We start from the raw sequence: 24,086 nt of genomic DNA, 5'->3' as shown, positions 1-24,086 counted from the left end.
GTATGTCCCCCCTAATTGACGTTTTAAATTTTAAGGAGGAAATTCTAATGAAAAAAGTATTAGCACTCGTGCTGGTAGCTGTTATGTCTATTGGCATGATGGTTACTTCTTTTGCTGCTGAAGCTAAGTTGGACATTAACGATGTATCTCAATTGGGCTCTTCCGGCGTAAAGTCCACCATCGGTTCCGATTATCAGGATGTTTTGGTTCGCGCTGAGGGCGAGATTTCTTTGCCTGTTGTCAACGCTCTTACCACTAACGGTGTTGTTGTTAACGAATCCAACCTGAGAAAAGCTAAGATCACCATCCAGAGAACCATTTCTTCCGGTTCTAATGTAATTCGTGATATCGAATTCAACACTAAGGACAAGATCACCTATGTCCGTGTTCGCTTCCTGGAAGAATATGTTAGCACTAAGGCTACTTCCTTCTCCATGAAGATCTATCTGGCCAAGGATGGCAAGAGAAGCTCTGACTACTTTGAGCTGTCCGGCGAAATGAAGAATGAAGTTGAGACTGTTGAGAGCGATCGCGATTATGTGGATCTTTCTGACAATCTGGTTGCCGAAGCTGATGGTTACAACTCCAAGATCGAAGTATACGGCGGCAACAACGTATCCCTCATCACTAAGATGATGGATGGCAAAAAATACTACTTCACCGTTAACATGGATGTTTCTTCTGCTGATGAGAAAATCCTCAACAAATATCCTGATGTTATCGTTTACAACCTGAACCAGGTTGGTTTCACCACTGGTGCCAAAATGGTTAAGTTTGACCTTGATGGCGACAAGTACTATGCTTACAACGAGAAGGGCGAAGCTATCGGCACCACTGCTGATCTGCTTGCTTTCTCCAAGAAGATTTACCTGTCCGACAAGAAGCTTGACATGAGCGGCATTTCTGAAGTTGAAGAGTCTGATGTTGATGCTTCCGAAGCTCCTGCTGAGTCCTCTGTTGCCAACAACAACAACAACCCCAATACTGGTGTTAACGGCTTTGCCAACATCGCTGTTGTGGCTGGTGTAGTGGCTCTGGCCGCTGCTGGCGCAGTTGCTTTCAAGAAATAATTAATCCTTTAAAGGATAATTAATAATTGAATTTAATCGTACCCGATTACTCTCCAATCGGGTACGATTCTTTTGCTTAAGAACCACCGGCTTTGCCGGTGGAGAAAGACCTTATAGGTATGGACAAGAAAAAAGCTCCCCGATATATTAAAAGTTAAGGTCTGCCAACCTAACTAAAAAATCGAGGAGGTCTTTAAATGAAAGACATAAACAGTTTAGAACATACCAAGTGGAGATGTCAATACCACGTAGTATTTGCACCAAAATACAGGAGACAAGTAATATATCGGGAAATTAAAGCAGACATAGGGTTTATCCTAAGGAAATTGTGTGATCAAAAAGGGGTAGAAATTATAGAAGCGAACGCATGCCCAGATCACATCCATATGCTAATCAGTATACCACCAAAGTTTAGTGTATCGCAGATAATGGGGTATCTAAAAGGGAAGAGCAGCTTAATGATATTCGACCGTCATGCAAATTTGAAGTACAAATATGGAAATAGGCATTTCTGGGCAAGAGGGTATTATGTGGATACAGTAGGGCGGAATAAAAAGCAGATACAGGAGTATATCAAAAAGCAATTGGAGGAAGATGAGCTATCCGATCAGATGAGTCTCAAGGAGTACACTGACCCGTTTACGGGTAGCAAGAACACCAAGGCATAAAAACGTACCCCTTTAGGGGTTGCCCGAGAAAGCAATGCGGATGGCAGATCTTTCGGGACCCCTTTAGGGGTACTGTCTGTATTGTGCCCTTCTAGGGCTTATTCAAGCCTCCGGCTTAGCCGGAGGTTTTGACTATATGGAAAAGAGAAATTAGAGTGGGTCTATTAACGGGTAAAAAGGCGAAGAGACAGCAATTGAGGCAATGTCTTTATATAAGTATTATGGTAGCCTTTCCAGAAGATTGCTTTGGGTATCTTGCTTTACCATAGAAAAAAGTTACAAAGTTATGACGAAAATTTGCAGAAGAGTATTGATTTTTGTTTTGACTTGTGGTATTATGTAAACAATAAATGGGGAATAACTGGAGAGTAATTTCCCGAATTATAGTTAAATAAAATGAAGGAGGAAGTTTTAATGAAAAAAGCATTAGCGCTTGCGCTGGCAGCTGTTTTATCTGTTGGCATGATGGTTACTTCTTTTGCAGCAAATGAAAAACTGTTAGTTGATAAAGATGTAGCTATGACTGAAAAAAGCAATGGATCTCTGGATGATTTGGAGGTTCGTGCAGATGGAAGTATCCTTCTTAGCTTAGATGGAGCTGTTGTTCCTCAAAAAGATAAGAGTGACAAAGCGTATCCGATCAATGAAGCCAATTTGAAATCTTCTAAAATTAAGGTCCAGAGAACCATTTCTTCTGGTTCCAATGCAATTCGTGATATTGACTTTTACACTGATAGTAATAAGGTTACCTATGTGCGCGTTCGCTTTATTAAAGAGCATATTAGCACAAAGGCCATTGATTTTTCTATTAAAGTCTATCTGGCTCAGGATGGTAAAAGACAGTCTACTTATGCTGAGTTGGTAGGCAAGTTGGAAAATGAAGTTGAGCTTGTTGAGAGTGATCGCGACTATGTTGATCTTTCCTCCAATATTGTCGCCGAAGCCGATGGTTACAACTCTAAGGTTGAAGTATACGGCGGTAACGGTGTTTCCCTCGTAACTAAGATGATGGATGGTAAAAAATATTACTTTACCGTCAACATGGAAGTTTCTGCTTCTGACGAAAAAATGCTGAATAAATATTCTGACTTGATGGTTTATAACCTGAATCAGTCTGGTTTCAGCACTGGCGGCAAAATGGTTAAATTTGACCTGAGCGGCGACAAGTTCTATGCCTATAACGATAAGGGTGAAGCCATCGGCACCACTGCTGATCTGCTCCCCTTCTCCAGCAAAATCTATCTGTCTGAGAAGAAGCTGGATGTTGCTACCGCTGTTGAAGAAGTAGAAGAGTCTGAAGAAGCTGTTGAGTCTTCCGTAGCTTCCTCTTCCGCTCCCGAAGCTTCTGTTGTCAATCCTAACCCCAACAACAACCCCAACACTGGCGTTAATGGCCTTGCCAATGTCGCTGTTGTTGCTGGTGTAGTGGCTCTGGCTGCTATGGGCGCTGTTGCCTTCAAAAAATAATTAATCCTTCGTATTAATTAACAAAAGAATTAAGCGTATCCGATTTCTCTCCAATCGGATACGCTTTTTGTATTTACAGACATTCGCCAGCCCTATTAGTGGGATGAATGTTAGCTTTACCCCGCTTGTTACCTTTAAAGCCAACAGGGAACACACAAAGACAGCCGTGGAGTTTTGCCGTCTCAACGGCAGCGGAGCAGGAATGCACATACAAGGGCATTCAATGTATTTTTAGATGTTTACCAGTATAATGCTCGTTTAGAGATAATCAGGCCTCCGGCTTAGCCGGAGGCCTGATTTATGCTTTGCCAAACAGAAGAGGCGAATATTTACATTAAAGGAGCAAAGAGTTTAATAAATGCCCTTACAACACGCATAGGCAAGGAGATTTTTCGGGCTTCTTCCAGCGTCACTTTATGGGATACAGCAAAAGTGGCTTCCATGTCGGCTTTTACTTTACCCACCATAGAGGAAAGATAAAACACAGCACCGCATTCGTAGTGGAGATAAAAGCTGCGAAAATCCATATTACACGTTCCTACAGTGGCGATTTCATCGTCGGCCACAATCATTTTTCCATGCATAAAGCCGGGCGAGTATTCATAGATAGTAATTCCGGCCTGAATTAAGTGATTGTAGTAAGAGCGGCTCAGCAAGTGTACATACCATTTATCCGGGATGCTGGGCGTTAAAATTCGCACATCCAAGCCCATTTGTGCAGCGTTGCAAAGGGTGTTTTCCATATCGCTGTCTAATATTAGGTAAGGTGTTGCAATATAGATATATCGTTGGGCCCGGCTGAGCATATTGCGGTAGATGGTTTCACAAACATTAAAGCGATCCAGCGGGGAATCATCGAAAGCCTGAACCAATCCATCCTGCTCTGCTACTGTTAAAGTGGGCCTGTATGCATCGTAATCAATCAGCTCTGTTGTCTTTCCACAGCTTACCCATTGCTGTAGAAACATAAAGGTGAAGCTCCAAACACCGTCTCCTTGAAGCATAAAGCCGGTATCCTTCCAATGGCCAAACCGCTCGAATTCGTTGATATACTCATCGGCTAGGTTGTAGCCGCCACTGAATGCCACATTACCGTCAACCACCAGAATTTTGCGGTGATCTCTATAGTTGGCCAAGGGCGTAAGACGTGGCCGAAAGGGATTAAAAACCCGTACCTTGATGCCCGATTTTTCCAAGAGCTGATCATATTCCGGAGGAAGGGTATTGATACAGCCGATGTCGTCGTACATGACCCGGACTTCAACACCATCAGCGGCCTTTTTCTGCAAAATGCCTAAAATAGTGTTCCACATTCGGCCGGGACGGATGATAAAGTATTCCAGAAAAATAAACTTCTCCGCTTTTTTTAGCTGCTCCAATATATGCGGGAAAGCATCGTCCCCTAGAGCGTAGTAGTGATTGGCAGTGTTGCCCATAGCCGTGAAGCCGGAAACGTTGTAAATGTAGCGGCTCTGAATGGCAAGCTGACTGTTTTTTGGCTCCAGCTGTGTTTCGCACAGACGGTTTTCACCATGAAATTCTCGGGTTACAAAGGAAGTATTCTTGATCTTATTTCGCATCTTATGGGGAATCCGCTTATTGCCCAGCAGCAGATAAAATACGCCGCCAGTCAAAGGGAACAGCATAATGGCAATAATCCAGGTCATTTTATAGGCGGGATTCTCATGGTTGGATACAACACCCATAACAGCAAAGAAGCTTAAAGCGTTAAGGCCCAGATAGAGATAAATTGCATTTTGGCTGTAATGTGTCAATACTGCGATCAGTAGAGCCATCTGAACCAAAAGCATTAAAGCAACAACAAACAGACGGCTGAAAAGAAAGGTTACGATTCTCTTCAAGGCATTCATGGATTCACATCCCTTCCCACAATCTTTTTTAGCCGTATAGCGTAAAAGCACAGCATAGGTCTAAAGCAATCGGCCTATGCTGCCATTATTTGCGCCTTATAGTTACATACCGTCAGGATTTTTTTGAACAAAGCTCCAGGAATCCCGGCACATCTGAGCTAAATCCAGAGAGGATTTCCAGCCCAATTCCTTAAGCGCTTTGGTGCAGTCTGCGTAGCAAACGGCAATGTCTCCGGCTCGGCGGGGATCAACTACATAAGGAATGGTGAGGCCGCTGGCTTCTTCAAAAGCCTTGATGACATCCAACACGCTGTACCCGTGTCCGGAGCCCAGATTAATGGCAGTGGCACCGCTGTGATCCATGACATAATCGATGGCCTTCAAATGGCCCAAAGCCAAATCTACCACATGAATGTAATCCCGCACACCTGTGCCATCCGGTGTATCGTAGTCATCACCGAAAACATGAAGCTTTGTTAGCTTGCCCACAGCTACCTGGCAAATATACGGCAACAGGTTATTGGGGATTCCGTTGGGGTCTTCTCCCAAAAGGCCGCTGGCATGGGCACCGATGGGATTGAAATACCGCAGGAGAGCCACGCTCCACTCCGGGTCAGCGGCACAGATATCACGCAGCATATCCTCTATCATCAGCTTGGTTGCACCATAGGGGTTGGTGGTGGAAAGGGGATAATCCTCACGGAAGGGGACATTCTGGTTCAGGCCATATACAGTTGCGGAGGAAGAAAAAACAAGCCGCTTGCAGCCGAACTGTTCCATCACCCGACACAGGTTCAGGGTGCCGGTTATATTGGTGTAATAATAGCGCAGCGGCTGCCGAACCGATTCGCCTACTGCCTTAAGGCCTGCAAAATGAATGACCCCTTCGATCTTGTTCTCTTTAAAAATTCTGTTGAGAATGGCCTCGTCAAGCATATCACCGGTATAAAGTCGAAGCTCCTTGCCGGCAATTCTTTGAATGCGTGCGATAGCCTCCGGTTTGGAGTTAGAGAAGTTATCTAAAACCACCAGCTCATAGCCCTGTTCCAATAATTCCACGCAGGTGTGGCTTCCAATAAAGCCGGCACCTCCCGTTACCAATATAGCCATATTAAAACTCCTTCCTTTTAGTAAAACCAATCATAGAATTCCTATTGTTCTGTATAAAAATCAGGCTTGATAGGGAAAAACCCCAGACACCAGGTAAGGGGTCTGGGGTTCAGCGGCCATACCGATTTTTAATAAGCTTGGAGAAGCCTTTCATATTAATATTGCCGCTGCTTGCGCCGGCCTGACGGTTGGTGACCAGCAAACCGGAGATTTCACCCCGGTCGATCTTAACATCTTTCGGGGCGTTGATGCCCAAAACAGCTTTGCCACCCGAGATATCCAAAATGGTTACCTCAATATTATCGCCAATAATAAAAGATTCTCCAATCCTTCTGCTGATAACAAGCACAGAGGTCCCCCCATTGTAGCCAATTTTAAGAATTATTCTGCTGGACTTTCTGCGGCGACAGCCGGTTCTTCAAAGGCGGGCTGCGGGAAAAGAGAGAAACGGACAGGGTAATCCCGGTTGGCTAAAATCACCTGACGGGCGAGCTGATTGCTTTTATTCAGAATGATAGGACTTTTCAGGTTTACAGTGGTTTGAGTCATATCCTCCGGAACAACAGCAATCACCAGAAAGGTCAGCTCTTCAAAGGTTTTGCATCCCAAGTGTTTTAAATCACTGGGTTCCACTATGGGGTCATAGCCCTCGATAATATCAAAAGGATCAAATACAACAAAGCAAGGCACAACATCCTCAACAGCCTGAAACCATTTTAAAGTAACGTCCTCATCCTGCTTGGTGATCAGAGCGTATTTTTCTTGGTCTTCAAAGCCCAGAAGCCCTCCGGGAATGTTATAAACTGCATGGACGTCTACATCCATTTCGCCAAATACTGCGCTGTTGACAATCATATGGTTCCTCCATTGATGTTTTTAATGTTCCTGTGCGTTGGCTCATCAAAATAGCATCAAATCGTGCCACACAACTAGAGTGGCACGATTTCGCGTAATTATACGAATTTATTCATTTTATCCGCGGATATCCAGAGCCGAATGGTGCTGGTAATTCGGGTTTGCGCTGGGAGGCGCATAAACCGGCTCGCCGATGAATTCGATATTCACCGAAGGGTATTGGGTAACCGTAACCTCTACCTTGCCTGGAACATATTCCATCTGTGGCCGCTGCTGGATATGCCAATCATAATTGAGCACATCCGGGGTATACTGCATCTCCAATGAATGAGGGACATATTCAAACTGGGTGGAAGCCGAAGGCGAAAAAGACATAATAGTTTCGGCTGTATTCATCACTCGAGACATAGCAATGTCTGCAAGAGGCTGGCCTTTTCCGTAGCTATCCAGCATCTGGTTGCCCTCTTCGGCGTAACGGCGAGAGGCCTCCATAGCGGCTGTACGCCCGGCTGATGCTGATTCAGAGATGCTGCGGCGCACCGATTTCAGGCCAATGCTGGCCCGCATTTCGTAAGAATCCATGCGAATCTGCGCCGGTGAAGACTGCATTTCCAAGCCTCCCCGCTGGCGGGTAACCGTGGCAGAGGGCAGCTCTGTGTTATATTGCAGAGAAGCACGCTTGGTCTGCATTTGGATTTCAATAGGAACTGTTGAAATTTTGAGCAAAGGCTTCATACAATCACCACCATAAAATCATTTGGTGCAGAGCTTGCCGCCTTATAATAGCCGATTAATTTTAAAAATCTCAAAGAGATTTTTAAACCCTGACGTTGTCAGGAACGCACAAAGTGCGTTTAATCTTGCTGTATGTGTCATTTGTGTGAAGAGCCACACATTGCATTTTTTGCAACAACTTAAAAGGCTTAGATGCTTTTTAAGTTGAATGACTGTAATAAAACAATCCCTGCAGCTACAAAAAGAACAATTTGTGAAAAGTCAAATCCCTAGGCGGGAACTCTGAGCATTTTCTCCCTCTATTATACACAAATAGCTGAAAAAAGAAAAGAAGAATTGGAGATCGGATGAAAAATATTTACCTAAAATTAGGCTCGAGTTCTGTCACATTTTCTGAAGAGAAGGGGCTATCCTAAAAAGTTGAAAAGGGAAGGCTGAAGAACCCGGCTGCCCATCTGTAAAGCGGCGTTGTAAACATACTCTGCCATTTTAAAATCCATGATGGCTTCGGCTGGATTAACAAATTCCAGATACTCCTGCTTTTCAATCAGATTAGTCTGAGCGTTGGTCAATCTTTCAGTGGTGAAATCTAAAAACTGAGTATCGGCACCCAGCTTGGTCACCTGTAAGCTCAGATTGGCGGCACTGCCCTTAAAGTCATCCAAAGCCTCACCGGCTTTATCGGAATCAAAGCTGGGGGCTCTGAGAACATCAATCATAGCGGTGAGGTTATCGTAGATGTTGTTGCCATCTTTGCCCATAAAATCCACGCCCCGCAGGGTGAACTCAAACACACTGGATGAGTTGACCTGACCGGGAGCATCAAAGTTCATCCCCATACCCAGATCGGCGTAAGCGGCATCCTCCAGAATTGCCTTGTGGTCAGGATTGCTGGGGTCCAGCTGATTGACCTCAATTCCCTGATAAGCCAGCTTGCCGTTTACCACTGTAAAGGGAACTTCGGTATCGTTGGTTCCGCCGAACATATAACGGTCAGAAAATTGACCGTTGGCCAGCTGAAGGATTTCACTCTGCAGCTTTTCCAGCTCTGCGGCCAGAATATCGCGATCCCCTGTATCGTTGGAGCCATTGATGGCATAGGTGAACTTTGCAGCCGCATTTTGGGTGAGGGTATTGATCTGGCTCAAGGTATCCTCGGCGGCGGTCATTTTGTTCTTAATGGTTTTGGTGGTGTCAATTTGGGATTCCACCCGCTCCAGTGAACGACGAACCTGCATAGCCCGAACAGCGGTGGCCGTATCTTCTGACATCTTGGTGAACCGCCGAGAGGTAGTTACTTTATTGTTGGCATCATTGAGCCGGCGCTGATTGACTGAGAGGGTATTCAGATAGTTGCGCTTGATCATTGAGTTGGAAATTCTCATGTGGTTTTCTCCTTGCTTTACAATGGTGCCACTCAGCGGCCCACAACACCCATACCCTGAATAATTTGCCCCAGCGCTTCATCCAGCGTGGTCATAAAACGAACAGCGGCGTTGTAGTAGTTTTGGAAGGTCATCATATTAATGGCCTCTTCATCGGTTTGCACGGCGGAGTTGGCATCACGCAGATCTGTGATGGTGGTCATAACCGTGCCGGAGGTATCCAGCATACTGTCAGTCAGTTTAAGATCCTGTGAAAGGGTGCTGGTGGTGTTGATAATAAATCCCTGAAAGGAGAAAGAGTGGTTAGTGCCTCCGTAGGAGAAGCTCTGATCTCCTTTTAAAGAATTGAGCAGGGTGAGCAGGTTATCGTTTTTTGCATCTGGCTTAGTGTCGGTAGTAACATTAGGATTCTGGGTTGTAGTCAAGAAAGTGGCATCATTTTTCCAGTCGCTTGAAACTCGGATATTCAGCGCCGTTACAGGGGCTGCTGAGCCGGAAACAAACAAATCCTTGGCAACGGTTGAACCGGAGGAGGTATCGGCATTAACCTCGTTGAGCACTTTGGCGAAGGTGCTGGCCAATGTATCCAGCGTGTTTTGGTAATAAGGAATACCCCGGAAGGTATTTTCGCCGGTGGCGGCGTAATCCCCCTTGCCGTTGATCATATCCAGATAGCCCTTAATGGCACCGCCGGAAAACATTTCGGTAATATCGCTGCCGCCGGCAATCGCCATCAGGCCATGCTCATCGGTGAGAGAAACAGAGAGAGGGCTGGTGGCAGGGGTGGTGGCGCTGGTTACCTTAAACTGGTTGAAAGTTTTGTTATCCACCAGATTAATGGCGGTACCAGAGCTTTCATCTACCATATCAATGCTCAGGCGCTCAACGTAATTGCCTTCGCTGATTTTTTCCGGTGTGCGCACAACCCGGATATTCACATACTGTGAAAGTTCATCCAGCAGCATGTTGCGCTGGTCGTTCATTTCGTTGGCAGGATCACCATAAATGTTGGCCTGCCGAATTTGATCGTTGAGAGCGGCAATGCTGTCCAAAATGACATTCACATTTTCAGCAACAGCGGTTTGCGTATCAAAAATCTGCTGCTCCATGGCTGTATTCAGTTCGGAAGCATTTTTGTTGAGAACCTGCAAAAACTGTTCGGCGGCAGTGCGCACCACCACGGCCAGCTCCTTGTTGGAGGCATCGCTGTGATAAGACTGCACCTGCTTGATGAAATTTTCCATTTGAGCATGGAGGCCGGTGGTCATGGATTCATCAAAGATATTTTGGAGGTCAGTCAAGCTGTTGCTTCTGGTGGTGAGCTCACCGTAATTGGAGGCCTCGTTCCGGTAGCGGGTATCCAAAAACTTATCCCGCACCTGATTCACGCCGGTGACCTGTGTGCCAAGCCCTGCCATTTTCCCGTTTGTGCGAAATTTGGTTTGGTAACCGTTCAGGTTCACCGAAACCTGATCCACCCGCTGGCGGGTATAGCCGGAGGTGTTGACATTGGCAATATTATGGCCCACCGTATCCAGCCCCAATTGGCTGGCGGTAATGGCCGAACGGGCTGTTTCAAACCCGGAAAAAGTTGATCGGATCATAATAACACAGTCCTTTCCCTGTCCCTAAACAGACTTGGTAAGCATGCGTGGCTGCCCGGCGGCGGATTGACCCTTGCTGCCGCCTTTCCCATAGGTGGAGGTGGGGGAGCCGCTCAGCTCTCTGAGCTGTTTTTCCACAACATGCAGATGATCGCCCAAAAGCTCCTGGCATTTTTCGTTGAGGTTTTTCACATCGGCTAAAATCAGCGAAAGCTCCTGATGCACAGCCTCAAAGCGGGGGCGCTCCTGCTGGGGCATTTGGGGGAGCAGCTCCCGCAGCGTGTTTCCGGAAAGCCCCAAATCGGTTTTAAATGCCGATACCGCCTGATCAAAGCCCTTGGATAACAAGACAAAAGCCTGCTCCTCTTTCATGATATTCTCTAAGCGGGCAACATCCAGGAGGCTGACTGCCTCCATTTTTTGCCGAATCAGCCCAGCCAGATCGCCATAGCTGCCGCAAAGCTCCTGAAGATAGGCATAAAAATTCTCATAGCTTTTCAATGGGGCGTCACTTCCTTAATAGTTGATAAGTGAAAAGGCAACGCTATTCCCCACCCAAAATCGAGCTGACAATCTGCTCGGTGGAAACCCGGTAAGTACCGGCACGTATATCGTTGCGTAAAGCCTCCAGACGCTCGGGGGAGGCACCTAGAGAAATGTCATGATGAATGCGGGATTTCGCTCCTACCAGGCTTTTATCGGAAAAAACGTTTTGGCTGGAAGAAAATTCGGCAACATCGGTCTTGCTGCGGGAAGAAGCAATTTGCTTTTCTGGGTGGGTTTTGGCAGCTTCTTTGCCCGATTGGGAAATTCTGGAGTAAGCATTAATAAAGGAATCTATTTTCATAGGGAATTCACCTCGTTTTCTAGGCGGTTGTATCTACTTTTCCTCGCATCTATATATTCGGCAGGATCAGCGCTTACTTTAATTTTTTCACGCATTTTTTTCAGGAGAATATCATGTAGAAATTTGAAAAAAAGGAAAACCATACCAAAAAAGTCTTTCATGAAGAGCGCACAGAGTCGATCTAATCTTGCAGCGAGGGGGAGAGACTTCTTTCTGTGCAAAATGTAATTTTCACAATTGAAAAAATGCTCTATACAGTTAAATCATACGCAATTGGTATAAAGCTGAAAGTTACAGCAAAGGTGAAAAAGCGACAATATTTAACAATTATTGCCAAAATATTACCTTTTTCGACAAACCCCGTATTGACAAGCTATACCGCCTAGACTATAATGTTTACAAGATAACTACGCTGGATTTATGCGAAAAAACGAGACAAAAATTGTCCAGTAAATCTATTTTTAGAACGGCTTGCAAAAGTTTTGAACCTTTGGCGGCGAACCCTTTTTATTTTATACAAAAAATAGGGATTAAGCGGTGCTTTTTTGCTTTGTTACATAAAAACTCTCATGTTGAAACATATTTTTTTCAGTAAAATATCAGAGCACTTAAAAAATGTTTTTTTATAGATAGAAGTTTTTTGGCGGAATATAGTATAAAATTTGTGCTGTTTTTTTGTGCAACTTTCTAATGCTACTATAGCGCAGGGCAATTTGCACAACACACGTTTTCGTTTTGGCGGCAGCTTTGGCTGGTGTCATTGGATGCAAGGCGGGAGGTCTTTGTTATGATAAACAGCTCGATTCCGGCCACCTTGGCGGAAAAATCGCTCTCAGCTCAATGGCAAAAGATGCAGCTGGTTATGCACAATATAGCCAATGAGGATACCCCGGGCTATAAAGCCAAGCGCATGGAGTTTGAAAATATCCTGCAAAAAGAGCTGACAGCCGCTCGCAGTGCTGCTGCGCCCCGCTCCCAGCTGCTGCAAAAGGTGCAGGAAGCCCAGCCCTATGTTTATGAAGATAACACCACCTCCATTCGGGCGGATGGCAGCAATGTGGATATTGACAGCGAGCATGTGGAGCTTGCCCGCATCCAGATTCAGTATCAGGCGCTGCAGCAAAAAATCAGCGCACATTATTCCAGCCTAAAATATGCCATAACCGGAGGTAGATAAGCATGGCGTTTCTCGGCTCACTCGATATAGCCGCTTCAGGCATTACCGCCCAGAAAAAGCGGATGGATGTTATTTCTGAAAACATTGTAAACCGCGAAACCACCCGCACGGCCGAAGGCGGCCCTTACCGCCGCAAGCTGACTGTCTTTCAGGAGATTCCCAGCCAAAGCCGCTTTGCTTCCCGCCTGAAAAGCGAGAGCCTGCGCTATCGCGAAAAAAGCAGCGCCAGCCACGGGGGTGTTATGGTTCGGGAGATCATTGAAGATCAATCCGAGATGATTCCGGTATATGACCCCAATCATCCAGATGCCAACGAAGAGGGCTATGTGATGATGCCGAATGTGGATAACACCAAGGAGATGGTGGATGCTATGGCGGCCAGCCGCTCCTATGAAGCCAATATAACCGCTTTTAACGCAATGAAGGCCATCGCGCTCAAGGCGCTTGAAATCGGCAAATAGCCTGTGCGGGAGGCTGTGGTCTCTGCCGCAGAGTTGAATAGAATAGAGGTAACTGCATCGTGAATATTATTCCAATTAATACGTTTACCCCAGCCGCTACAGGCAAGGTGCAAAACGGTGTGCAGGGAGCTGTACCTTTCAGAGAGCTTTTTGAATCGGCACTGACCAATGTGGAGGAGACACAGGCAATCAAGGATCAGGATACCGTGGATATGGCACTGGGGCTTACCGATGATCTGGGGGCGGCCATGGCCAATATGCAGAAAGCGGATATTGCCGTTACCATGTTGGTGCAGATGCGAAACAAGGTGTTGGATGCCTATTCCGAAATCATGCGAATAAATCTCTAAAAGTCTCTCTGTTAAATGTGTGCAGCCTTTTTGGAAGGCCGGGGATTTGACAGAAGAGATTTTTGTCTTACTTGGGTTCGGAAATAATTGCTTTGAGGTACGGTATGAAAGATAGAGCTGTGGGTTTGATTGATAAGACACGAAGTTTCTGGAACAGCCAAACAAAAAAGACCAGGATTTTAATTCTTTCCTCTGCGGCCGGGATTGTGTTGATTTCCATTGTGCTTGCGGTTGTGCTGAATGTAAGATCCAGTAAAAATGTAGTGCTGTTTGATAATCTGGGCAATGCCGAGATGGCTCAGGTTGTGGCGGCCTTGCAGGAGTTGCAGGTTACTGCTTCGCTCAACGGTGATGGCAGCGCTGTGAGCATACCGGCGGAGGATGAGCTCCGTGTTCGCATGCATCTGGCCACTGCCGGCATTCCGAAGGCCGATGGCTTTGATTATTCCACCTTTCAGCGGGGCATGGGCTTGACTGCTACTCAGCTGGAAAAGGATCAGTATAAACTCTTTGACCTTCAGGACAGGCTCGCCGCCACCATTGAAACCTTTGACGAGGTGCAGAAGGCTGTGGTGACCATCAGCCTTCCGCAAAGCAGCAGCTTTGTTTTGCAGGAAGACCGCACCCCCGCCACCGCTTCGGTGAAGATTCAAAAGAAAAGGGGCAGGATCTTGCGCAGCGAGCAGGTTTACGGCATTCTCAACATTGTTAAGAATGCGGTGCCCGGGCTCCTTGAAGAAAACATTTCCCTTGTGGACGAAGACGGGGATATGCTTACCAACCTGGATAGAAACTTTGTGGATGGCTTTTCTCAAAAGCTGGTGCTGACCGAGCAGGTTAACAACACCATCCGCAACCGGATTCTTTCTTTTATTCAGCCGGCTTTTGGCGAAGGCAAAATGACAGTGGCTGTCAACAGTATCCTGGATTTGGACAGCAAGGTCACCGAAAGCAACACCTACATTCCCGCTGACCCCGCCAACCCGGGCAACAATCCTCTGGACTATGTGGAACGCAGCCGAGAGACTACCGGCGGCGGCCAACTGGCAGCAGGGGTTCCCGGCGTTGAAGATAACACCGATGTTCCCCAATATGCAGCCGAAACCGGCGATTTGAATGCAGATGGCTACAGTGCCACTCACGATGTGATGGATTATCTGGTCAGCAGTGTTCGGGATCAGGTGGTCAAAGAAGGCTATGACATCACCGATATGACCGTTGCGGTGATGGTGGATTCTTCTTTGCTGGCGGATGGCCAGCGGGATCAAATTATTGATCTGGTGGCCACGGCCGCCGGTATCAGCCGGGAAAAGGTTTCGGTTCAGCCGGTTCGCTTTAAAGTGGAAGAACCCACCGGTCTCGTTCCCATTTTGCCCGACAATGTGGTGGCTCGCCGAATTTTGCTGGGCGCCATTATCTTCGTTATTTTATGCAGCCTGCTGATCATATTCTTTGTAACCATGGCCCGCCGCAGAAAGAAGCTATTGGCGGCAGCGAACCAAGGCGATGAGCTGGAATATTATGATGATGAGGGAACGCCGCTCATTGATCTGGTGGACCCGGAGGTTGAATTTGATCCGATTGTCATGCAGGAAACTGCCGAGCAGAAGCTGAAAGCACAGATCAAAGATCTGGCGGATACAGACCCCGAAATTGTTGCGCAGCTGATTCGCACATGGCTTGCCAACTCCAAGTAACAGCTTTTTGAAGGAGGGATTGTTATGTCATCGCTGACTGAGGCCCAAAAAGCGGCTACTATTGTTATTTCGCTGGGTTCCGAGACGGCTGCCAGTGTTTATAAGCATTTAAATGAAGATGAAATCGAAAAACTGACTTTCGAGATTGCAAAAATTCAGAAGATCGGCTCCGACGATGTGGAAGCCATCCTCAATGATTTTTACTCCCTGGCTCTGACCCAGAAGGTTATCACAGAAGGCGGCGTTACCTATGCCCGCAATGTTCTGGAAAAAGCCTTCGGTGTCCAGACAGCGAATTCTTTGCTGGATCGGGTCACAAAATCACTTAAAACCAAGGCCTTCGAGTTTATTCGTAAGGCTGATTATAAAAATCTGATGACCACCATCCAAAACGAAAACCCCCAGACCATTGCTTTGATCCTTTCTTACGCCAGAGCCGATCAGGCCTCCACCATTATTGCGGAGCTGGATAAGGAAGTGCGCATTGAGGTGGTGGAGCGTGTCGCTAAGATGGACCGCACCTCCCCCGAAATCATCGCGCAGGTGGAAAAGGTGCTGGAAAGCAAATTTGCCACCATGGTTTCCACCGACTTTATGGAGGTGGGCGGTGTGGATTATATCGCCGATGTCATGAACAATATTGACCGAAGCTCTGAGAAATTCATCTTCGACGAACTTTATAAAAGAGATGCTAAACTGGCCGATGATATCCGCAAGAAAATGTTCATCTTCGAGGATATTGTCAATCTGGATAACATGGCCATCCAGCGCTTCCTCCGTGAGGTGGATAGCAAAGACCTTGTGGTTGCCCTCAAGGGAGCCAACGAGGAGGTCAGTGCCCTTATTTTCGAGAATATGTCTCAGCGTATGGGCGAGACCGTCCACTCCGATATGGAATATCTGCATAATGTCCGCATGAAGGATGTGGAAGAAGCTCAGCAGAGAATCGTGGGCGTGATCCGAAAGCTCGAAGATGACGGTGAAATTGTCATCTCTAAAGGAAAGGACGATACCTTTGTCTAATATTCTCAAAGCCCCCTTTCCCCGGGCCATTGACCGGTCGGAAAAACGGTGGGAGGCTTATCAAGCTGGCGGCGTTCTGAAAAACGGAGCGGCTGTGCTGGATTTTGAGGCGGCGGGAAAGCTGCCGCCGGTGCTCAGCTATGATCCCGAAAGGGATGTGTTTAGACTTTCCGGTGAAGGCGCTTCCAAAAGAAGATCTCACGGAGAGCTGCTGGAAAAATCCAATCTTTCTCCTATGGAGGAAATCCGCTTTATGCGGGAGGAGCTCCGCCGGGAGCGTGCCGAAATGGAAGAAGCTCTTGGCCGGGAACGGGAGTCTGTTGAGCAGCAAGGCGAGGCGCTGCTGCGGAAAGCCAGGGCACAGGCAGAAGAGATCATAAAGGATGCCGAGATCCGGAAGAAGAGCCTTTTTGAAAGTGCCCAGAGTGAGGGCTATATGGCAGGTTTTTCCGAAGGCTACAGGGAAGCGGAGGCGGATTTTGATTCCCACGCTGTTCCCCAGCTTGAGAGCATCCAGACTATCTTGGGGCGTTTGGTGCGCTATGAGCAGGAGATGCAGGAAAAATACAGAAACGATATGGTGGATACCGTTTTCGCTGTGGCCTCCAAGGTGATTAAAACCCAGCTGCAAACCGACCGAAAGGCTATTGTTGGCCTTCTGGAGGATGTCTTGGAAAAGAACAACCGTGAGGAATGGATCAAGATTACCTTTTCTAAGGATATGGCCCCTGTTGAAGCGGTTTCAAACGGTGAACTGACCCGGATGCTCACAGAGCTGGGCAATAACATCAAAGTGGAGGTGATCCCCCATGAGGAAAACCTTGTGCTGGTGGAAACCCCCAAGGGTTATACCGAGGTTACCCCGCAGGTGCAGCTCGAAATTTTAAAGGACGCTGTTAAAGCTTAGAATAACCGGTAAAAGGAGTGGGATTTGTTGAATTTTGCAGCGATTCGAAATACCATCGACAAATGCGATTCCTATCAATATATGGGTAAGATCGATAAAATAGTGGGACTGATGGTGGAATCCATCGGCCCCAACACAAGCGTAGGGGAGGTTTGCCGCATCCGCAACCGGGAGGGTGGCTGTGTCTATGCAGAGGTTACCGGCTTCCGGGATAACCGGGTGCTGCTCATGCCCTATGAAGAGCTGACCGGCATTGGCCCCGGCAGTATCGTGGAGGGCACCAAGGAAAAGCTTCGGGTGCCGGTTTCCGAAAAGCTGATAGGGCGCACCATCAACGCCCTTGGCCAGCCCATTGATGAGCTGGGCCCGCTGGATATCAGCACCCACCGGGAGGTGGAAACCGCCTATTCCAATCCCCTGAACCGCCCCCGCATCGATACAAAAATGACCTTTGGGGTTAAGCCCATTGATGGCCTGCTCACCATCGGGAAAGGCCAGAGAATGGGAATCTTTGCCGGTTCCGGTGTTGGCAAAAGTACCTTGATGGGGATGATTGCCCGCAATGTTCACGCCGATGTCAATGTGATCGGGCTGGTGGGGGAGCGTGGCAGAGAGGTGAAGGAATTCATCGAGCGGGATTTGGGCGAAGAGGGCATGAAGCGTTCGGTGCTGGTGGTGGCTACCTCAGACCAGCCGGCCATGCTCCGCCTGAAATGTGCCATGACCGCCACCTCCATTGCCGAATACTTCCGGGATCAGGGCAAGGATGTTCTGCTGATGATGGATTCTCTCACCCGTTTTGCCATGGCCCAGCGTGAAATCGGGCTGGCCTCTGGCGAACCCCCTGTGGCTCGGGGCTATACCCCCTCCATGTACACCGTTATGCCCAAGCTTTTGGAGCGAACCGGCAACTTTGAAACCGGCTCCATCACCGGCATCTATACGGTTCTGGTAGAGGGTGACGACACCAACGAGCCCATTTCGGATACAGTCCGCGGCATCATCGACGGGCACATTATCCTTTCCCGTAAAATTGCCGCCCGCAACCACTACCCGGCCATTGATATTCTGGGCAGTGTCAGCCGTTTGATGAACGACATTGCTTCGGAAGAACAAACCAGCGCCGCCAACCTTTTGCGAAACATCATGGCGGTCTATGAAGCCAACTACGATTTGATTTCCATCGGCGCTTACAAAAAGGGGGCTAACCCCGAATTGGATAACGCCATTTTAAAGATAAAGGCCATCAACGGTTTTCTCACCCAGAAAACCACCGAAAAATTTGATTACGACCAGACAGTGGAGCTTTTAAAAGCCGCTGTCAGCTAGGAGGCAGGCAATGAAGCGATTTTCTTTTTCACTCCAGCGTCTGCTGCGCTTTAAGGAACAGCTTATGGATGCGGAGCGGGCCATATTGGCCGAAATGAACGCTCTGCTGTTTCAATATCGGCAGGAGCTGGAAGCTCTCCGGGCTGATTTAGCTGCCCGCTCCGAAGAATTCAACCAGAAGGTTTCGGTGGGGATGCTCCCCAGCGAAATTGCAGTTCACAAAAGCTTTATCCGACTCATTGAGACAGCCATTGAGCAAAAAATCCGGCAGATTGAAATGCAGACCCAGGCCATTGATAAGCAGACCGAAAAGGTTCGTGGCCTGAAAATAGAAATTTCCAGTATGGAAAAGCTTCGTGAAAAGCGCTTGGAGGAGTACAACTACCAAGCCACCAAAGCGGAGGAAACCTTCATCGAGGAATATGTGAGCACCTCCAAGGCAATGGCCGCCAACTAGCGGCGAAAACTCTGCTCTGCATACCGATAGCCCCGCCCCATGAAGGGGACTGTCTGTATATAGGACCTATTATAAAAGAAAGGAGGAGAAAAATGATTGAAATCAGAACATCTGCCCCGGAACCCAAAGCACAGCTAAAATCCGATAAAACCACCGCTCAACAGGCTGTTGTGGATTTTCAGAAAATGCTGACTGCGGCTGGGCTTACATCGTTGGGTGCTTCTTCTGCCGGTACAGCCTCAAAGCAGCCGGAGAAAACGGCTTCTCCCAGCCAAAAGAGTGAAAGCTCCAGGCAGCAAAGTGGGAAAAAGACCGATAAGGCTGTGCAGACCGATGCATCTGCCGATTCCGACCAGCCTTTGCAGCCCGAAACGGCAGCCGAAGCCGGTGCACAGGCCGCTTTAGCCGCTGGAATGGTTCTGGTTCCTGTTGTGATTCAGCCGGATGTGCCCACAGTGCCTGCCACAGCGGTGGATACCGGTGAAACCCAGGCAGTGGGAGTGGTTCAGCAATCCTTGACTGCCGCTACGATTCAGACGGTTACGGAATCCGCCGCACCTCTCCAGACCCAGTCGGTTCAGCCCATGCAGACTGCCCCTGTCACACAGGCGGCCAAGGATTCCACCGACCAGCAAACACAGGCCCAGAGCCATACTGAGCATGCCCCTTTGATTCAGGTTTTGGCGCAGCCTCAGGCCCAGTCCCCTGAAACACGGCGGGAGCAGACCGCTACCGTTCCGCTGGAAAGCTTGCAGATAAAACCGGCCCAGCAAGAGGAGAAGCAGCTTCGCTTTGACCAGAAGCTTAGTCAGGCGGTTAAAGAGCTGGAACCCACTGCCCCCAAGACAGAAACTGCACCTTTGCATCCGGTAACGGAGAACAAGCTGGAAACCTCTGTGGCGCCTGAAGACAAGGTTTTGGATATCCCCCTGAAAAAGCAGGAAATTCAGGAAGGGTTGGTCACAATAGAGGCTGATAGCGAACTAAATACAGAAACAATTGTGACTGAACAGGTTCGGACGGCACCGGAGGCACCAGCAACGTCTGATCCGGAAATACAGGTTCGGGAGCGAATTCTCACCGAACTCAGCCAAGACCGTATGGAGTTTCAGATGCAGCTCAATCCCCGGGAGCTTGGCACAGTGGGTGTTAAAATGGTGCTGGAAAACGGCAAGCTGGCTGTGGAAATTACGGCTGGCAGCCTGAAAGCCTATTCTGCACTGCAAAAGAATTCCGAGGCATTAACCGCCGCTCTTGGCTCAGTTTACCGGGATGTGGAGGCCACCACCACTGTCACACTCACCCAAGGCAAGGATGGCCATATGGAGGGTCAGTTTGATATGAACAGCCGGGCCGGCAGCCAGCAGGAACAGCAATCGGGCACGAGACACTCTTTCAGCGGTTCTGTTATCTCCGAGCAAAGCGATAGCGGCACTGAAAGCTTGCCCCAGCAAAGCACGCTGCTCAACTATATGGTTTAAAAACCGGAAAGGAGAAACTTCTTAATGAGCACTGCCTTTAATATCAACGATTATATGATGACCAATACCTCCAATAAAACCAAGCTAACCACCGATAAGGTCGAGGGCAAAGATTCCAGCAAGCTGGATATGGATGATTTTTTCAAGCTGTTGGTGGCCCAGATGACCAATCAGGATATGATGAACCCGGTCAACGATACCGAATTCATTGCCCAGATGGCTCAGTTCACCGCCTTGCAGGGCATTCAGTCCATCCAGCAGCAGCAGCTTTCGTCTTATGCGGCCTCTTATGTGGGCAAATCGGTCACCATTGCCGATACTGAGAAAAACGGCGATCTGAAAACCATTGCCGGTGTTGTGGAAAGTGTCACTTTTTACGATGGAAGCCCCCGCTTGATTGTGGGCGGCAAATCCTATGACCTTTACAAGGTAATGGAGATCAAGGCCCTCGGAGCGAAGACAACCGATCCCGATCAAGATAAATCATCCGATTAAACCTGAGAAAGTGGTATAGCAATGAGCCAGTTCATTCAAGGTTTACCTTATGCGGTAACCACTGGGAGGATACAGCCTGTAACCCGGCCGGTCAGCACACCGGCAGCCTCCAAAACCACCGGCACATCCTTTGAAGAGCTGCTGCGGCAGCAACTGGAAAAGCAGGAAGGCCTTACTCTTTCCAAGCACGCCAAAGCTAGGGTGGAGCAAAGAGATATTTCACTTTCACAGGCGGATATGCTCCGTTTGGAGGGCGCGGTGGAAACCGCCGAGAAAAAGGGCCTTACCGATACCCTTGTGCTGATGGATAGCACCGCCTTTATCATCAACGTTCCCAGCCGGGTGGTTGTCACCGTTGTGGGGCAAAACGACCGGCAAGAAAATGTATTCACCAACATCGATGGCGCCGTTATTTTGTAGCCGGACCTTTTCAAGGAAGCTGCGGGCTTTTGACTGACCGATAAAGCCTTATCCCGGTGCCTGTTCATTATTCGAAAGGAAGTAAGCTGCCCTATGATGAGATCACTTTCCTCCGCTGTTGCGGGGCTTAAGAGCCACCAGACCAAGATGGACGTTATCGGTAACAACATTGCCAACGTCAACACTTACGGCTTTAAAAGAAGCCGGGTAACCTTTGCGGATGTTTATTACCAAAGCCTTTCCTCCGGTTCCAAGCCGGGAACCACCACCGGTGGTACCAACCCCACCCAGATCGGTTATGGCTCGGCTGTTGCCACCACCGACGTTTTGATTTCTCAAGCCGGCTCCGCCTCCACCGGCCGGGCCATGGATGTGTATATCTCCGGCGATGGCTACCTGACCGTTAAGGATGCCTCCGGCAACAACCTGTATACCCGCTTGGGCATTCTGGGCTTTGATGCCAACGGCAACATCATCGATTCCAACGGTAACTTTGTGCAGGGCATCAATGTGGAGCAGAAGTTTAACGCCGACGGCACTTTGGATGAAAGTGCTCTGCGTTCCCTGAGCATCCCCACCGATATTCTCAACGAGCTCACCGGTCTTGGTGTAAACAACAACGGTGATATTGTGGGAACCAAGCCCGGCGCTACCACCATTAAGGCCAGCGCAGGCTTGAGTGAATACTACGATCTGACCAACCTGACCATTGCCGAAGGCTCCAACTATTCCGGCAAAATGCAGATGAAGGTTGGCGCACTGCCCAAACTGGCTCAGATGCAGGGTGCTTTTAACTGGATTACCGATGTGCAGTTCGGCGATATGGCTTTTGCAAACAATGATTTTGCTTTTTCCTATACCAACGGGACTCCCGGTGAGCTGAAAATGACGGTGGATGGCACGAGCTATACCGCCAACGTTACGGCCAACGGCACCTTTGATTTGAAGGATAGCTCCGGAAAAGTTGGGATGGTGATTTCCACAGGTGCCACAATCCCCACTGCGGCCAGCTCGACTACTTTTGCAGCCGCCGACATCGAAAATCTCTATCAGGTTAAGGTCACCGATAAGGGCGGCAACCTCCAAACTTTCCCCGCCGGGCCTTCTGCCTTTACCGCCGGTTCCGTGATCACCGCCGGGGATATCAAGTTCACCCTCGGAACGGTGACCAAGCCTTATTTCGGTGAGATGGCCACCATCACTTCGGATACGGAGACCATCACCTTCGGCACCTTGGCACTGGCCAAATTCCCCAACGCCATGGCTCTGGAACAAACCGGCGACAGCTACTTTGCTGCCAGCGCCAACTCTGGTGAAGCGGAATACAGCCGCCCCGGTTCCAAGGGAACAGGTGCTCTTGCCTCCAACTATTTGGAAATGTCCAATGTGGATATCTCGCAGGAGTTTACCGATATGATCACCACCCAGCGTGGTTTTCAGGCCAACACCCGTATTATTACCGTTTCGGATGAAATGCTGCAGGAGCTTGTTAACCTGAAGCGCTGATTCTCTGGTGTTTAGTCCGTGAGCCTTCTTGGGCGTAACGGCCCTTGGCAACAGCGCGGTACGATGCGGTATACCCTTTGAGTAAAAGAGAAAAAATTGTGTATTCCGGCAGGCGAGCGGCCCTGCCCGGCCTGTCGGCTGCCGGAAGTATATTTTGGAGGGCGAAAAGGCTATGATCAAGCTGACAAAACTCAATAAAAAGGAATTCTATCTCAACTGCGAACTGATCGAAACAGTGGAGGCAACACCGGATACGGTGATCACTCTTCGGAATGGAAAGCTCTATATTGTGGCAGAGTCTCCGGATGAGATCGTGGAGAGCGTGCTTAAATATAAGAAGGGCATTCTCTAAAAATTTCTACGCTAAAGGAGAGGCGAGCAGGTGGATCTGTCATTTATATTAGGCTTTTTAGGTGCTGCCGCTGTAATCGTATATGGTATTGTTTCCAGCGGAGATATAGGCAACTTTATCGATTTGTCCAGCATATGGATTACCGTTTTTGGAACACTGCTGGCGATGATGGCGTCGTTCCCCATGAAGGTATACCTCAAAATGTTTAAGGTTACCAAGATTGTACTGGGGCGCCAGAAGTTCGATCCCGAATACTATATCAACACCATCGGCGAGCTTTCGGAGGATGCCCGGAAAAAGGGGCTTCTTGCCTTGGAAGATCAGGTATCCGGCTTTACCGACAGCTTTTTGAAAAGCAGCGTGATGCTGATTGTGGATGCCATTGAGCCGGATAAGGTGCGCCAGCAGTTGGATAGCGAGCTGAGCAACATCGAAATGCGCCACGCACAGGTGTGGGCGATTTTTGATAAAGGAGCCGCCTTGGCACCGGGTTTTGGTATGATCGGTACACTGATCGGCCTGATTAACATGCTGGCGGGAATGGATCTTGCCGAAGAGGGCGGTGCGCAAAAGCTGGCCAAAAACATGGCAGTTGCCCTTGTCACAACCTTCTACGGTTCCTTTATGGCCAATGTTTTGTTTATTCCCATCGGCAACCAGCTCCGGCAGGCTCACGAGAAGGAAATGATCTGCAAAGAGATTGTAATGGAAGGCGTTTTGGCAATGCAGGCCGGCGATAACCCGAGAAATATTCGGGAAAAGCTGATGACCTATCTTTCTCAGGCACAGCAGGCCAAGATGAAGCCCAAGGAGTCCTGA

General features: G+C 48.4%; 26 protein-coding genes. 17 read left to right on the top strand and 9 right to left on the bottom strand.

All coding sequences use genetic code 11. From position 1 onward, the window contains the following. The first annotated feature begins 83 nt into the window (after nucleotides 1-83). The 3 genes from U6B65_10200 to U6B65_10190 all read left to right on the top strand — a co-directional run bounded on the left by U6B65_10200 (nucleotide 84) and on the right by U6B65_10190 (nucleotide 3,205). Nucleotides 84-1,070: an NPXTG-anchored protein gene (locus tag U6B65_10200; GenBank protein WRS26711.1), complete on the top strand. Its 987-nt coding sequence runs from the start codon at nucleotides 84-86 to the stop codon at nucleotides 1,068-1,070. A 197-nt stretch (nucleotides 1,071-1,267) separates the two neighbouring features. Then, nucleotides 1,268-1,738 (top strand): IS200/IS605 family transposase, encoded by a 471-nt coding sequence (gene tnpA, locus U6B65_10195; GenBank protein WRS26710.1) that lies wholly within the window; start codon nucleotides 1,268-1,270, stop codon nucleotides 1,736-1,738. A 414-nt stretch (nucleotides 1,739-2,152) separates the two neighbouring features. Further along, entirely contained in the window at nucleotides 2,153-3,205 is a 1,053-nt protein-coding gene (locus U6B65_10190; GenBank protein WRS26709.1) for a hypothetical protein, read from the top strand. 329 nt (nucleotides 3,206-3,534) lie between these two features. Here U6B65_10190 and cls read toward each other — a convergent pair whose 3' ends face one another. From cls to U6B65_10145, 9 genes are all read right to left on the bottom strand, one after another. Then, the gene (gene cls, locus U6B65_10185; protein ID WRS26708.1) at nucleotides 3,535-5,076 is read right to left on the bottom strand and encodes a cardiolipin synthase; all 1,542 of its coding nucleotides are present in this window, start codon (nucleotides 5,074-5,076) and stop codon (nucleotides 3,535-3,537) included. 102 nt (nucleotides 5,077-5,178) lie between these two features. After that, nucleotides 5,179-6,186 (bottom strand): UDP-glucose 4-epimerase GalE, encoded by a 1,008-nt coding sequence (gene galE / locus U6B65_10180; protein ID WRS26707.1) that lies wholly within the window; start codon nucleotides 6,184-6,186, stop codon nucleotides 5,179-5,181. Between the two features lie 109 nt (nucleotides 6,187-6,295). Continuing rightward, a complete protein-coding gene (locus U6B65_10175) occupies nucleotides 6,296-6,535 on the bottom strand; it encodes a carbon storage regulator (GenBank protein ID WRS26706.1) in 240 nt (79 codons plus the stop codon). A gap of 32 nt (nucleotides 6,536-6,567) precedes the next feature. Next, nucleotides 6,568-7,041, bottom strand: coding sequence for a flagellar assembly protein FliW (locus U6B65_10170; GenBank protein ID WRS26705.1), 474 nt, complete (start codon nucleotides 7,039-7,041; stop codon nucleotides 6,568-6,570). 117 nt (nucleotides 7,042-7,158) lie between these two features. Further along, nucleotides 7,159-7,776, bottom strand: coding sequence for a DUF6470 family protein (locus U6B65_10165; GenBank protein WRS26704.1), 618 nt, complete (start codon nucleotides 7,774-7,776; stop codon nucleotides 7,159-7,161). Nucleotides 7,777-8,183: 407 nt separating this feature from the next. Further along, nucleotides 8,184-9,161: a flagellar hook-associated protein FlgL gene (gene flgL, locus U6B65_10160; GenBank protein WRS26703.1), complete on the bottom strand. Its 978-nt coding sequence runs from the start codon at nucleotides 9,159-9,161 to the stop codon at nucleotides 8,184-8,186. A gap of 32 nt (nucleotides 9,162-9,193) precedes the next feature. Continuing rightward, complete coding sequence (flgK, locus tag U6B65_10155) at nucleotides 9,194-10,765, bottom strand: flagellar hook-associated protein FlgK (protein WRS26702.1); 1,572 nt, start codon at nucleotides 10,763-10,765, stop codon at nucleotides 9,194-9,196. Between the two features lie 24 nt (nucleotides 10,766-10,789). After that, a complete protein-coding gene (locus tag U6B65_10150) occupies nucleotides 10,790-11,266 on the bottom strand; it encodes a flagellar protein FlgN (protein WRS26701.1) in 477 nt (158 codons plus the stop codon). A 43-nt stretch (nucleotides 11,267-11,309) separates the two neighbouring features. Continuing rightward, entirely contained in the window at nucleotides 11,310-11,612 is a 303-nt protein-coding gene (locus U6B65_10145) for a hypothetical protein (protein WRS26700.1), read from the bottom strand. A 787-nt stretch (nucleotides 11,613-12,399) separates the two neighbouring features. Between U6B65_10145 and flgB the strand changes: the two genes are divergently transcribed. The 14 genes from flgB to U6B65_10075 all read left to right on the top strand — a co-directional run bounded on the left by flgB (nucleotide 12,400) and on the right by U6B65_10075 (nucleotide 24,086). Continuing rightward, the gene (flgB, locus tag U6B65_10140) at nucleotides 12,400-12,789 is read left to right on the top strand and encodes a flagellar basal body rod protein FlgB (protein ID WRS26699.1); all 390 of its coding nucleotides are present in this window, start codon (nucleotides 12,400-12,402) and stop codon (nucleotides 12,787-12,789) included. A gap of 2 nt (nucleotides 12,790-12,791) precedes the next feature. Continuing rightward, a complete protein-coding gene (gene flgC, locus U6B65_10135; GenBank protein WRS26698.1) occupies nucleotides 12,792-13,250 on the top strand; it encodes a flagellar basal body rod protein FlgC in 459 nt (152 codons plus the stop codon). 59 nt (nucleotides 13,251-13,309) lie between these two features. Beyond that, the gene (gene fliE / locus U6B65_10130) at nucleotides 13,310-13,600 is read left to right on the top strand and encodes a flagellar hook-basal body complex protein FliE (GenBank protein WRS26697.1); all 291 of its coding nucleotides are present in this window, start codon (nucleotides 13,310-13,312) and stop codon (nucleotides 13,598-13,600) included. A 104-nt stretch (nucleotides 13,601-13,704) separates the two neighbouring features. Next, complete coding sequence (gene fliF, locus U6B65_10125; protein ID WRS26696.1) at nucleotides 13,705-15,297, top strand: flagellar basal-body MS-ring/collar protein FliF; 1,593 nt, start codon at nucleotides 13,705-13,707, stop codon at nucleotides 15,295-15,297. 24 nt (nucleotides 15,298-15,321) lie between these two features. Then, complete coding sequence (fliG, locus tag U6B65_10120) at nucleotides 15,322-16,320, top strand: flagellar motor switch protein FliG (protein WRS26695.1); 999 nt, start codon at nucleotides 15,322-15,324, stop codon at nucleotides 16,318-16,320. Next, nucleotides 16,313-17,227, top strand: a complete 915-nt coding sequence (locus U6B65_10115) for a FliH/SctL family protein (GenBank protein WRS26694.1) — start codon at nucleotides 16,313-16,315, stop codon at nucleotides 17,225-17,227. The genes fliG and U6B65_10115 overlap by 8 nt, the downstream gene beginning before the upstream one ends. Nucleotides 17,228-17,308: 81 nt before the next feature. Beyond that, the gene (gene fliI / locus U6B65_10110; protein ID WRS28939.1) at nucleotides 17,309-18,556 is read left to right on the top strand and encodes a flagellar protein export ATPase FliI; all 1,248 of its coding nucleotides are present in this window, start codon (nucleotides 17,309-17,311) and stop codon (nucleotides 18,554-18,556) included. A gap of 10 nt (nucleotides 18,557-18,566) precedes the next feature. Then, nucleotides 18,567-19,013, top strand: a complete 447-nt coding sequence (gene fliJ / locus U6B65_10105) for a flagellar export protein FliJ (protein ID WRS26693.1) — start codon at nucleotides 18,567-18,569, stop codon at nucleotides 19,011-19,013. Nucleotides 19,014-19,105: 92 nt separating this feature from the next. Continuing rightward, nucleotides 19,106-20,494, top strand: coding sequence for a flagellar hook-length control protein FliK (locus U6B65_10100; protein WRS26692.1), 1,389 nt, complete (start codon nucleotides 19,106-19,108; stop codon nucleotides 20,492-20,494). Nucleotides 20,495-20,518: 24 nt separating this feature from the next. Continuing rightward, nucleotides 20,519-20,989 carry a flagellar hook capping FlgD N-terminal domain-containing protein gene (locus U6B65_10095; GenBank protein WRS26691.1) on the top strand — a complete coding sequence of 157 codons (471 nt, stop codon included), beginning with the start codon at nucleotides 20,519-20,521 and terminating at the stop codon, nucleotides 20,987-20,989. 21 nt (nucleotides 20,990-21,010) lie between these two features. Then, nucleotides 21,011-21,409, top strand: a complete 399-nt coding sequence (locus tag U6B65_10090; protein ID WRS26690.1) for a TIGR02530 family flagellar biosynthesis protein — start codon at nucleotides 21,011-21,013, stop codon at nucleotides 21,407-21,409. Between the two features lie 93 nt (nucleotides 21,410-21,502). Next, complete coding sequence (locus U6B65_10085; GenBank protein ID WRS26689.1) at nucleotides 21,503-22,915, top strand: flagellar hook-basal body complex protein; 1,413 nt, start codon at nucleotides 21,503-21,505, stop codon at nucleotides 22,913-22,915. Between the two features lie 172 nt (nucleotides 22,916-23,087). After that, complete coding sequence (locus U6B65_10080) at nucleotides 23,088-23,267, top strand: flagellar FlbD family protein (protein WRS26688.1); 180 nt, start codon at nucleotides 23,088-23,090, stop codon at nucleotides 23,265-23,267. A gap of 30 nt (nucleotides 23,268-23,297) precedes the next feature. Continuing rightward, entirely contained in the window at nucleotides 23,298-24,086 is a 789-nt protein-coding gene (locus tag U6B65_10075; GenBank protein WRS26687.1) for a MotA/TolQ/ExbB proton channel family protein, read from the top strand.

The organism is Oscillospiraceae bacterium MB08-C2-2, assembly GCA_035621215.1.
Lineage (GTDB): Bacteria > Bacillota > Clostridia > Oscillospirales > Ruminococcaceae > WRAV01.
The sequence above is the reverse complement of the archived record's forward strand: the minus strand, read 5'-3'. Positions and strand labels throughout refer to the sequence as shown.